The organism is Microbacterium sp. NPDC060117, from assembly GCF_042729315.1.
GTDB lineage: Bacteria > Actinomycetota > Actinomycetes > Actinomycetales > Microbacteriaceae > Microbacterium.
Map to the genome: position 1 here is coordinate 96,138 of NZ_JBHWXR010000003.1, position 11,294 is coordinate 107,431.

Consider the following 11,294-nt stretch of genomic DNA (forward strand, 5'->3'; position numbering starts at 1 on the left):
GCTAGTCTGTTGGATTGCGCGCCTGGCCCGCCGACGTCTCTTCGGCGCCGCGCCATCCGGTCCTGAGATCAATCCTCGAGATGAACCTCGGGCCACCCGTCCGGAGTGACATCCGCGAATCGCACCGATGCGTTTTCGCGCGTCCGGACAGGATCCGACTTTTCCCGGCGGCCGCGCGCCGCCGGACAGCACGAAGAAGCATCACCATGAACATCACCTGGAAACAGGCGGACCACGACGTGTACGTGGCGACCCGAGACGGCGAGTATGCCGGCTTCGTGGCCGTCGACGGTGCGTCGCACGTCCTCCACGACCGGCACAGCCGCCGCCTCGGCAGTTATTCGTCCCTCTCCGCCGCGCGCAGCGCCCTGGAGTCCTTCGGTGCGTCCGCATCTGCGGGGCAGCAGCGCCGACGTCGTTCCGCACGGAGCCGTCACCGTCCATCCACCGCCCGGAGCCGCTGAACCGACCTCTGAAACACGCGAAAGGGGGACGAGCACCGAAGTGCTCGTCCCCCTTTCGCATGTGGGGAACCGGATCCGATCAGGCCGCGCCGGCCGCGATGTCCGGCGTGGTCGGGATCGTGCCGGCGGTGTTCACACCGACGGAGACCTTCTCGCCGCGCGGGCCCGTCGTGAAGACGAACTTCCCGTCCTTCGCGTCCACGTGCACGTGGTCGCCGGGGTTGAGCTCGCCGTGCAGGATCTTCTCCGACAGCTGGTCCTCGACCTCGCGCTGCATCGCACGACGCAGTGGGCGGGCCCCGAGCGTCGGATCGAACCCGATCTCGATGAGCTGGTCCTTGGCCGCATCCGTCAGCTCCACCGTCATGTCACGGTCGAGCAGGCGGTCGCTGAGGCGCTTCGTGAACAGGCCGACGATCTGACGCAGCTCGTCCTTGTTCAGCTGCGGGAACACGATGACGTCGTCGAGACGGTTCAGGAACTCGGGCTTGAAGTTGCGCTTGAGCTCCTCGTCAACCTTGCCCTTCATCCGCTCGTAGGTCGTCTGCGAGTTGCCCTCGATCTGGAAGCCGACCGGACCACCGGCGATCGCCGACGAACCGAGGTTCGTGGTCATGATGATCACGGTGTTCTTGAAGTCGATGACGCGTCCCTGGCCGTCGGTGAGGCGGCCCTCCTCGAGGATCTGCAGCAGCGAGTTGAAGATGTCCGGGTGGGCCTTCTCGATCTCGTCGAAGAGCACCACGGAGAACGGCTTGCGGCGCACCTTCTCGGTGAGCTGGCCGCCCTCCTCGAAGCCGACGAACCCGGGAGGGGCTCCGAACAGCCGCGAGACGGTGTGCTTCTCGCCGAACTCGCTCATGTCGAGCGAGATCAGGGCGCCCTCATCGTCGAACAGGAATTCGGCGAGCGCCTTGGCGAGCTCGGTCTTTCCGACGCCCGTGGGGCCGGCGAAGATGAACGAGCCGGAGGGGCGCTTCGGGTCCTTCAGGCCCGCACGCTGACGACGGATCGTCTTGGACAGGGCGGCGATCGCCTCCTCCTGGCCGATGACGCGCTGGTGCAGCGCCTTCTCCATGAAGACGAGGCGGCTGGACTCCTCCTCGGTGAGCTTGAACACCGGGATGCCCGTGGCCTGGGCCAGCACCTCGGCGATCAGGCCCTCGTCGACGACCGCGTTGGTCGCGACGTCGCCGGCGCGCCACTGCTTCTCCAGGCGCAGCCGCTCGGCGAGCAGCTCCTTCTCCTGGTCGCGCAGCGAGGCCGCCTTCTCGAAGTCCTGCTCCTCGGAGGCCAGCTCCTTCTCCTCGCGGATCTTGGCGATCTTGTCGTCGAACTCGCGCAGCTCCGGCGGGGAGGACAGGATCGACAGGCGCAGGCGGGCGCCGGCCTCGTCGATCAGGTCGATGGCCTTGTCCGGCAGGAATCGGTCGGCGACGTAGCGGTCCGCGAGGTTCGCCGCGGCCACAAGGGCGCCGTCGGTGATCTGCACCTTGTGGTGCGCCTCGTAGCGGTCGCGCAGACCCTTCAGGATGTTGATCGTGTGCGGGAGGTTCGGCTCCTGCACCTGGATCGGCTGGAACCGGCGCTCGAGGGCCGCATCCTTCTCGAAGTGCTTGCGGTACTCGTCGAGCGTGGTCGCACCGATGGTCTGCAGCTCGCCGCGGGCGAGCAGCGGCTTGAGGATCGACGCGGCGTCGATCGCACCCTCGGCGGCACCCGCACCGACCAGGGTGTGGATCTCGTCGATGAAGACGATGATGTCGCCGCGCGTGCGGATCTCCTTCGTGACCTTCTTCAGGCGCTCCTCGAAGTCTCCGCGGTAGCGGGATCCGGCGATGAGGGATCCGAGGTCGAGCGAGTAGAGCTGCTTGTCCTTCAGCGTCTCCGGGACGTCGCCCTTCACGATCGCCTGGGCGAGGCCCTCGACGACGGCGGTCTTGCCGACGCCGGGCTCACCGATCAGCACCGGGTTGTTCTTGGAGCGGCGGGAGAGGATCTGCATGACCCGCTCGATCTCCTTCTCGCGCCCGATCACCGGGTCGAGCTTGTTGTCGCGCGCGGCCTGGGTGAGGTTGCGCCCGAACTGGTCGAGCACCTGCGATCCGCCCTGGGCCTGCTGCTGGCTGCTGTCGTGCGCGGCGCCGGAGACGGCGGCCGGCTCGCGCCCCGGGGATCCGGAGAGCATCTGGATGACCTGCTGGCGCACCTTGTTCAGGTCGGCGCCGAGCTTGACGAGCACCTGGGCGGCGACGCCCTCGCCCTCGCGGATGAGGCCGAGCAGGATGTGCTCGGTACCGATGTAGTTGTGGCCGAGCTGCAGCGCCTCGCGCAGGCTCAGCTCGAGCACCTTCTTCGCGCGCGGCGTGAAGGGGATGTGGCCGGTCGGCTGCTGCTGCCCCTGGCCGATGATGTCCTGCACCTGCTCGCGCACGGACTCGAGGGAGATGCCGAGCGACTCCAGCGCCTTGGCGGCGGCTCCCTCGCCCTCGTGGATGAGGCCGAGGAGGATGTGCTCGGTGCCGATGTAGTTGTGGTTGAGCATCTTCGCCTCTTCCTGGGCGAGGACGACGACACGACGGGCTCGGTCGGTGAATCTCTCGAACATGTCACTCCTTGTTCGTTGCCCGGTGGGGGCTGCCCGGTGAGGGCGATGGCACAGTTCGTGCCGGATACATCGAGAGTAACGACCGGGCGAGGGCCGTATGCCGTTGTTCGCCGTCGGCTGACCCGCGCGACGGACTGTGACGCGAGCGGATCCAGATCCGATCCTGGGGCCGCCGACGGTCTCTGATCCGCTCATCCCTTGACGCACTTATCGACTGTCGTTATGTTAACGAACATCGATAACAACGTTCCTCGATAAGGAGTTGCCGATGAACGATCTCAGACCGGCGCCCTCGCAGGCGCTGACGACCCGATCCGAACGCGCCGACGCGATCACCGTGCTGATCGTCGGTCTGCTGGCCAGCGTCGTCATCGTCGGCCTCGTGTCGCTGCGGGCGCTGCAGACCTTCCGCTCAGACGGCATCGGCTGGATCCTGCCGATTGATCAGCAGCCGATCGAGGCGACCGTGGGATCAGGGGTCGGGTCCCTGCACGGCTACGCGACCGAGGCCCTCGTCATCGCGCCGAACGTGAATGTCGTCAGCATCATCGCGATCGCACTTTCGCACGCCGTCTTCGCCGCGGCCGCACTGACCATCGTGGGTGGAGCGCTGTGGATCGCATGGTCGTTCCTGCGCGGCCGCTTCTTCGCGCGGGGAACGGTGCGCGCCCTGGCGGTGATCAGCTGGGCCCTCGCCCTCGCCCCCGCGCTGATCTTCATGCTGGACACGTTCGGGCGCAATGGAGTGCTTGCGGCCCTCTCCATCGAGAACGACGGCTCGGTCGATTCAGACCGGTACTGGTCGTGGCTTCCGCTTTTCAGCGCCGGCGTCGCACTGGGCCTCGTCACGATCGCGTTCCGGCGAGGCGCACGCCTGCAGAAGGATACGGAGGGACTGGTATGAACACGAAGGGCAGTGCTACCGCAGCGTCACGATCCCGTCTCGGCGAGGGGTTCGTGCTCGGGCTCATCGCCACCGGCGCGGTGAGCGTTGCGATCGCCGCCCTCGTCGCGATCGTGCTGCGCGCCGTCGCCCTGTTCGGGCCCGCGCCGACGATCCTGCTCCCGATGCACGACGGCGGGACCGTGAAAGCGCTGGCACAGGCGCCTGCCGTGCTGCAGTCGGACTACGCGAGTGCGCACGTCACGGTCGAGGGGATCCCGTTCTTCGCGCGCCTGCTGCTCGTGCTCGAGGGCGCACTGCCCGCGCTTGCGACGATCGGCGTCTGCGCCGTGGCCTGGTGGCTCGGCGTCTCGCTGATCCGGTCTCGGCCGTTCCGGCGCTCCATGTCGACCGCGATCGGGATCGCCGCGTGCCTCGTGATGGCCGGCGGCATGCTCGGCCAGCTCGCCGGCGCGATCGGGCGCGCCGCAGTCGTCGATCACCTGAGCGTCGGGGATCCGTCGGTCACGCACGTTCTGTGGCCGTTCCTGCTCGAGTTGGATCTCGCGCCTCTCGGCTGGGGCTTCGCGCTCGCCTTGATCGCTACGGCGTTCCAGCTCGGCGCGCGCATGCAGCAGGACACGGAGGGCCTGGTGTGACCCCCGCGGCCTCCGACGAAGACGACACCGGGATCCATTGCCGCCTCGACGAACTGCTCGCCGCGCGAGGGATGACGCTCACCCAGTTGAGCGAGATCGTCGGGGTGAGCATCGTGAATCTGTCGGTGCTCAAGAACGACCGGGCCAGGGCGATCCGCTACTCGACGCTGCGCGCGGTGTGCGAGGCGCTGCAATGCGAGGTCGGCGAGCTGCTGGTCCTGGCTCCGCGAGACTGACCAACGATGCAGACGGCTCTAACCGACCGGGTCGAGGGCGATCAGCGGATGCCAGTGCCGTTCCCGCAACGGTGACGCCTCCGCGCGGAGGTCCAACCAACGTCCGTCGATCCGCGGCCTGAACTCCGTCTGCCATACCCCGAAATGTGCGACCGGTGCCGGCCACTCGTAGCCCCCGAGTGGATCTCCGGCGGGGTCGGGAACGATGTTGCGCACGGCGCCGACGAAACGCGGTGGCTCGACGGATCCGGTGATGTCTCGGCTGAGAGCGCCGATCGCTTTCCACCCGCCGGGATCCCGATCGCCCACCGCGCGGGTGGGGAGGTCGAGTCTGCCCCCGCGCTCACGGGGAACGCAGAAGACCCGGTCCCCCTCGCGGATCAGCAGCCGCACCAGCCCCATCGGCGACGGCGGCGCGGCTGCGACGACCCATTGGACACGACTGCCGGCGGGCAGCCACGACGGCTCGCCCTGCTCGCGCAGGACATGTTCATCGGTCGCCGCGGCAGCGCGGTCCTCGCGATCGCCGGGCTCTCCCTCACCCCACGGGTGCGCCACGCAGATCAGGCCACGGGCGGGGCCGGCGGCGCGGCAGGCTGGGCCGGCGCGGGCACGGCGCCATCGATCGGCTCGATCACCACGGCGGTGCCGTAGGCGCACATCTCGCTGAAGCTGCCGAGCGAGCCGGAGTCGAAGCGCATGGCGATCACCGCGTTGGCGCCGCGCTGCACCGCTTCGCCCCACATGCGGTTCATCACCTCGTAGCGGCTCTCGTACATGAGCTTCGTGAACTCGGGGATCTCTCCGCCGCCGAGGGCGCGGAAGCCCGCGGTGAAGCCCTGTCCGAAGTTCGTGGAGCGCACGGTGAGGCCCATGACCTCGCCGAGCACCTGGGTCACGCGATAGCCGGGAACGTCGTTCGTCGTCACCATGAACATGCGCTCATCGTCGCACGGCGACCGGATCCGGCGCACCTGTCTTCCTGCCTCCCGTCCCCACCTTTCCCAGAGCGCGCACAGGCGCTCCCGGAGTCTGCACAGGTGCCCGTCGGAAGATCGAAGTCCCGCCAGACCGCAGACCCGCACCACAACTGCCCCCGACAGGAACGGATCCGGACGATGACGATGAGCCCCCAACACGCCGCCCGGCGCCGCATGTATCGACGACGCCGGTGGGTCGTGGGGATCATCGCTGTGATCGTGCTCGCGCTGATCGCCGCGGCCGCGTTCGTGGTCATCACCTACGCCGACGCGAACAACGGGATCCATCGTTCGTCGATCGCCGGCGTGACGGGGCCGAAGCAGAACACCGGCGAGACGAACATCCTGATCATGGGTCTGGACAGCCGGGTGGATGAGAACGGCAAGCCGTTCCCGCAGGCGATCTACGACCAGATCCACGCGGAGGATGCCTCGGTCGGCGGCTACAACACGAACGTGCTGATGCTGATCCACATCCCCGCGAACGGCGGGAAGGCGGTGGGGATCTCGATCCCGCGCGACGACTACGTGGACTTCCCCGACTCCCCCGGTGGCGTGGACAAGGGCAAGATCAAGGAGGCGTACGGCGATGCCATGAACGCCTCGATGCAGAAGCTGACGGACAAGGGCGTCGCAGAGGCCGACGCGTATCAGCAGTCCCGCACGGCGGCGCGGCAGAGCACGATCAAGACGGTGTCGGCGTTCCTCGGCGACGTGCGGATCGATCACTTCGTCGAGGTGACGATGGCCGCCTTCTACGAGGTGGCCGAGGCCGTGCAGCCCATCACGGTGTGCCTGAACCATGCGACCGCCGATACGTTCTCGGGCGCCGACTTCCCCGCCGGGGTGCAGGAGCTGAACGCCGCGCAGTCGATGGCGTTCGTGCGGCAGCGCCGTGACACCACCTCGAGCGACTTCGACATGACGGATCTGGATCGCACCCGACGCCAGCAGGCGTTCATGGTGTCGCTGGCGGTGAAGCTCAAGCAGGCGTCGACGTTCACCGACTTCGGCAAGCTGCAGAAGCTCATCGACGTGGCGAAGAAGGACATCGCGCTCGACGACCAGCTGGATCTGCTGTCGTTCGCGCAGCAGGCGCAGAGCCTGGCCGGCGGCAACATCTCCTTCGTGACGCTGCCGATCGACCACTTCGACACCATCGACGGGCAGAGCGTGAACGTCGTCGATGTGGACGCGATCCGCGCACAGGTGCACGACCTGCTGACCCCGCCGACCGCTGCGCCTACCGCGTCCCCGGCGCCGTCGTCGCCTTCGGGATCGACGTCCGGATCCGGGTCGTCCGGGTCCTCCACTCCGGCGACGCCGAACCCGGTCTACACGGACTCGTCGTCCCCACTGCAGTCGGGGAACGTACCCTGCGTGAACTGAGCGCGCCGCACGACGGCTGAACCGCCGGGGGCGCTGAACCCGCTGCCCGCCTATTGGACGTAAGGCACGGTCAGCACCGCGTCGGCGAGGCCGGATGCCGAGAACCGGACCGTGATCACGCCGTCCCAGAAGGCGGTGCCGTTGTTCGGGGTCTCCGCGCCGTACATGAAACCGTTCGCGGTGGAGCCGTCATAACTGGAGACCACGGGCGTCTGCGAGCTGCCTGCGACGACGACGGTCTCGAAGACGAAGGTGCTGTGGAGCTGATCGTCGGGTGCGCCGGTCGTGGTCGTCCAGCCGACGATGCCGGCATCACCGCCGGGGATGTTCCCCTTGTAGAGGTAGAGCCCCTGGGCCGCGGAGTTGGATCCGGTGCCCTGCCAGGTGATCGTCGCCGACACGGTCGTCGCCGTGGGCGCCGCCTGCGGAAGCTGGAGCACGCCGCTCAGGCGGAACTCCGAGCTCCACTGGGGCCCGGTGAAGGTGAGCGAGACGCCGCTCGCGTCGATGGCGCCGACGCTCGCCGCGCTGAGCGGCACCGCGACCGCGGCGGCGACGACGGGCGTGCTCCATGCGGCGGCGCGGAGCACCGTGCGTCGTGAAAGAGTGCTGCGGTCATCGCGTGCAGGGTAGTCAGTCATCGGAGTCCTTCGCTTCGACGGCGGGCTGCGGCCGTCGGGTTCCGGCGCTCGCAGCATCCTATTGGTGCGGTGGTGCCGGAATCGAGTTGGTGCGGTGGTGCGGGAATCGAGCAGCAATATCCCGGGATGTCCGATCGCCTGCGGAGGCGGCGATGCGCAGAGGCGCGTTCTGCGGCGATGCTTCGATGGCCAGGCGCTCCGGCTCACCCGGCCGAGGACCCTTCGCGGGCTCGGTCAGGCGGCGGGGCGGAACCGTTTGGGTGGCGGATCCACGTCTCCCCAGAGGTAGCGCAGCGGCAGCCGCCGGGCGAGGGTCGTCGCCGCCCCGTCTGCCCCGTGGAGGATGAAGTCGTCCTTGCCGTCGCGGGTGATCCGCCACCCGCCGTGGTGCAGTTCCCCATGGTGGAACCGGCACAGCAGGATCCCCCGGTCGATGTCGGTGCGGCCGTGGTCGCGATGCCATTCGTCGATGTGGTGCGCCTCGCAGTATGACGCGGGTCGGTCGCACCCGGGCCATCGGCAGCCGCCATCGCGCACCGCCAACCCGATCCGCTGTTTAGGCGTGAACAGCCGTTCCTCGCGGCCGACGTCGAGCGGGTTGCCGCACGAGTCGACCGCCACCGTGACCGCGCCCGCCTCGCAGAGCCGCCGCTCCGCGACAGCTGCCGATACGACGGTGAGCCCGTCTTCGGTGACGGCGATGCGGCCGAACGCGCCGGTGGCGTCGATGGTCTGCACGATCCGCAGCCCTGCCTGGCGAGTGCCGAAGACCGCGGGCGCGTCGGTCAGCACGCCGGCGCGCACGATATCGAGGAGCAGGTCGTACGCGAGCTGATCATTGGAGCGCGCGTCCGCGGTCAGGTCGGCCGCCGCCTCCTGCTCGTCCGCGTCGACGAACCGGGGCCCGCCCCGGCGCGGGCGCAACGCCGCAGCGAAGATCGTGTCGAAGAACGCCCCGCCCTCATCGTCGAACACCATGCTCCCGCGCCGGGTGCCCTCCTGATCGAGCCAGGTGCGGAACGCCCGCCGCTCGTACCGCGCCCGGCAACGCTCCTCGGCCCCGACCGGATCCAGCAGGTCCCGCACGCATCGCGCGTGTGCCAGCAACTCCTCCACCGTGCGCCGCGAGGCCTCCTCCACCAGCTGCCCGGCGGCGGTCCACCACGCCTCCTCCGCCCCGGAGGGAGGTTCACCGAGCCCGCGACGGATCGCATCGAACTGCGCCGACGTCAACCGGCTCGCCCGCAGCGCCGCACGCAACGGCTCGAACCACGGCAGCACCGGATCCGACCCGGGCGGCACCGCAGTGCTCCCCTCGACGCCCGCGGGCCGGGGATCCGCGGAGTCTTCGGACCCTGGATCCACGGCGGCCGAGGACTCCGGCTCCTCCGCCGGATCGGTCCCCTCATCGAGGAGCGCCTCCCCCACCCGCACCTGCCGGGACGCCTCCGCCTTGCTCATCCCGCCGAGCGTCTGCACCAGCGACGCAGCCGACCGATGCCCCAGCCGCTGCGCCAACCCCTCGTGACCCGCCCGCCAGGCCGACCGGGCATGGAGCACGCCCGCCTCGATCGCCTGCAGCTGCTCGATCAGAACCCCGAGCTCCGCCGTCTGCCCGAACGTGGTCACCAGTTCCGCGTCATCCAGACCGACGATCACGGACTGCGCATCGTCGATGCTCGCACCCGCGCCGAACCGGCCCCGGAGGGTCGGGATCAGCGCTGCGATCGCATCGAAGGAGGTCATGTCCCATGATCTCAGCAACCACCGACATTCGAAGATTTGTCCACAGGTCGGATTCTGAGATCTGCCCGTGAACCACGACTCCGAAGCCTCTGGCGCGCAGGCCCGGAGCCGCAGTATTTTGATCCTCGTGAGCCGCGCAGCCAAGGTCGCCACCGGCGTCGTGGCTGCCGCCGTCGTCGCAGGCCTGGTCGTGCTCGCCTATCCCGCGTTCGCCGCGCTCGGGGGCATCGGCCACCCGGCCGCGAGTGCGGTGACGTCGACGCGTCCGACAGCCGTGTCGGATCCCGCCCCTTCCCCCACGCCGAGCAAGGACGCTGGATCCGGAGACTGCCCTGCGGAGGCCTCCATCAGCCTCAGTGGTCAAGACAAGGCCCACATGGTTCCGACGCTCGTGATGGCGGACGCACTGACAGACCGAGGCACAAGGCCCGGTGCGCGCGGCGAGGTGGTCAGCAACGCGCAGGGCATCCACTCCTACATCGTCGCTCCGAACGACAACCTGATCTCGATCGGGCAGCGCCTCTGCATCGAGTACGGGAACGTGGCCCTGTATGACCACGTTCTCGGCGCCGCGATCCAGCCCGGTGCGCAGTTGATCCTCCGACCCGACCCGTCGATCCCCTGGATCGACCCCTACGTACCGTTCGATGCGATCCCGAATGTGACCAACACCGTCGACTACAACAGCACGATCTACGAGATGGGCGCCGCCGTGCGCACGCACGATCTCGACACCGCTCGGGCGCTCTGGACCCGATCCCTCTCCGGGCATGTCTCCCCCGCTGCCCAAGCTGCCGCCACCACGGCGCTGGATGCCGGCGACTGGGCGACGCTGGATCAGCTGTTCCCGTAGGCAGCGTCCGCGCGCACCGGAGCCGACGGCACCGTGGCCCCGCATCGAGCAGGAATCGAGAAGCGTCCTTGCGGCCCCGGCTCCGAGACTCGAAGCATGAACATTCAGCGCATCACCATCGAGACCAGCTCCGACGCCGTGCAGGCGGCCGGGGCCTTCTACCGCGACGCACTGGGACTGGCGGAGCACGTCGCCGTCCGCGCCGCCTCCGAGCCGAGCAGCGGGTTCCGCGGCTTCGCTCCGTCGCTCATCTTCGTGCAGCCGGGCGACGTCGACGCGGCCGTCGAGCGGGCGCTGGCCGCCGGGGCGAAAGTCATCAAGCCGGTCGCCAAGAGCCTCTGGGGCTACGGCGGCTCGTTCCTCGCGCCCGACGGCACCGCCTGGCAGATCGCGAGCGCCAACAAGACCGCCACCGCGCCCGCCACGGGTGAGGTCGAGCGACTCGTCCTGCTGCTCGGCGTCGACAGCGTCAAGGCCAGCAAGCGCTTCTACCAGGAGCAGGGCCTGACCGCCGCGAAGAGCTTCCCGTCCTACGTCGAGTTCGACTCGGGCGACGTCAAGCTCGCTCTCTACAAGCGCGCCTCCCTCGCGAAGCAGGTCGGCATCGACCCCAGCGGCAGCGGATCCCACCGGCTCGCGGTCGTCGCGGGCGGGACCTTCACCGACCCCGACGGCTACGCCTGGCTCACCGCGGAGAGCACCGTCCACGCGGGGTGACGGCGAGGAGGAGCCACCCGGATCCGGGCCCCTCGAGAGATGCTTCGGGACCGGATCCGGGTGAGCCCGCAGGTGCGCCGCGTTTCGTCTCGCTGCGCTCGCTCAACGACCCCGGGGA

The 11,294-nt window shown here is 68.9% G+C and carries 12 protein-coding genes; 7 read left to right on the forward strand and 5 right to left on the reverse strand.

Going from position 1 to position 11,294, the window contains the following annotated elements:
• Positions 1–206 precede the first annotated feature (206 nt).
• Complete coding sequence (locus ACFWCK_RS12230; protein ID WP_378806073.1) at positions 207–464, forward strand: hypothetical protein; 258 nt, start codon at positions 207–209, stop codon at positions 462–464.
• 79 nt (positions 465–543) lie between these two features.
• Here ACFWCK_RS12230 and ACFWCK_RS12235 read toward each other — a convergent pair whose 3' ends face one another.
• Positions 544–3,072: an ATP-dependent Clp protease ATP-binding subunit gene (locus ACFWCK_RS12235; protein ID WP_378806074.1), complete on the reverse strand. Its 2,529-nt coding sequence runs from the start codon at positions 3,070–3,072 to the stop codon at positions 544–546.
• A gap of 268 nt (positions 3,073–3,340) precedes the next feature.
• Between ACFWCK_RS12235 and ACFWCK_RS12240 the strand changes: the two genes are divergently transcribed.
• From ACFWCK_RS12240 to ACFWCK_RS12250, 3 genes are read left to right on the forward strand one after another with little or no spacing between them, the layout of a single operon-like run.
• Entirely contained in the window at positions 3,341–3,976 is a 636-nt protein-coding gene (locus tag ACFWCK_RS12240) for a hypothetical protein (protein ID WP_378806076.1), read from the forward strand.
• Positions 3,973–4,614 (forward strand): hypothetical protein, encoded by a 642-nt coding sequence (locus tag ACFWCK_RS12245; protein WP_378806077.1) that lies wholly within the window; start codon positions 3,973–3,975, stop codon positions 4,612–4,614. The genes ACFWCK_RS12240 and ACFWCK_RS12245 overlap by 4 nt, the downstream gene beginning before the upstream one ends.
• Complete coding sequence (locus tag ACFWCK_RS12250; protein WP_378806079.1) at positions 4,611–4,850, forward strand: helix-turn-helix domain-containing protein; 240 nt, start codon at positions 4,611–4,613, stop codon at positions 4,848–4,850. Before ACFWCK_RS12245 ends, ACFWCK_RS12250 begins: the two co-directional genes overlap by 4 nt.
• 18 nt (positions 4,851–4,868) lie before the next feature.
• Here the strand turns inward: ACFWCK_RS12250 and ACFWCK_RS12255 are convergent, their stop codons facing one another.
• A complete protein-coding gene (locus ACFWCK_RS12255; RefSeq protein ID WP_378806080.1) occupies positions 4,869–5,408 on the reverse strand; it encodes an NUDIX hydrolase in 540 nt (179 codons plus the stop codon).
• 5 nt (positions 5,409–5,413) lie between these two features.
• Positions 5,414–5,788: a YbjQ family protein gene (locus ACFWCK_RS12260; RefSeq protein WP_233311189.1), complete on the reverse strand. Its 375-nt coding sequence runs from the start codon at positions 5,786–5,788 to the stop codon at positions 5,414–5,416.
• Positions 5,789–5,974: 186 nt separating this feature from the next.
• Between ACFWCK_RS12260 and ACFWCK_RS12265 the strand changes: the two genes are divergently transcribed.
• On the forward strand, positions 5,975–7,219 hold the full coding sequence (locus tag ACFWCK_RS12265) for an LCP family protein (RefSeq protein WP_378806081.1): 1,245 nt from the start codon (positions 5,975–5,977) through the stop codon (positions 7,217–7,219).
• 50 nt (positions 7,220–7,269) lie between these two features.
• Here ACFWCK_RS12265 and ACFWCK_RS12270 read toward each other — a convergent pair whose 3' ends face one another.
• Both ACFWCK_RS12270 and ACFWCK_RS12275 read right to left on the reverse strand, forming a co-directional pair.
• Positions 7,270–7,860 (reverse strand): hypothetical protein, encoded by a 591-nt coding sequence (locus ACFWCK_RS12270; protein ID WP_378806083.1) that lies wholly within the window; start codon positions 7,858–7,860, stop codon positions 7,270–7,272.
• Between the two features lie 234 nt (positions 7,861–8,094).
• A complete protein-coding gene (locus ACFWCK_RS12275) occupies positions 8,095–9,606 on the reverse strand; it encodes a DUF222 domain-containing protein (RefSeq protein ID WP_378806084.1) in 1,512 nt (503 codons plus the stop codon).
• 127 nt (positions 9,607–9,733) lie between these two features.
• Here ACFWCK_RS12275 and ACFWCK_RS12280 point away from each other — a divergent pair, with 127 nt between their 5' ends.
• Entirely contained in the window at positions 9,734–10,459 is a 726-nt protein-coding gene (locus ACFWCK_RS12280; protein ID WP_378806085.1) for a hypothetical protein, read from the forward strand.
• 96 nt (positions 10,460–10,555) lie between these two features.
• Positions 10,556–11,176: a VOC family protein gene (locus ACFWCK_RS12285; RefSeq protein WP_378806087.1), complete on the forward strand. Its 621-nt coding sequence runs from the start codon at positions 10,556–10,558 to the stop codon at positions 11,174–11,176.
• Positions 11,177–11,294 lie beyond the last annotated feature (118 nt).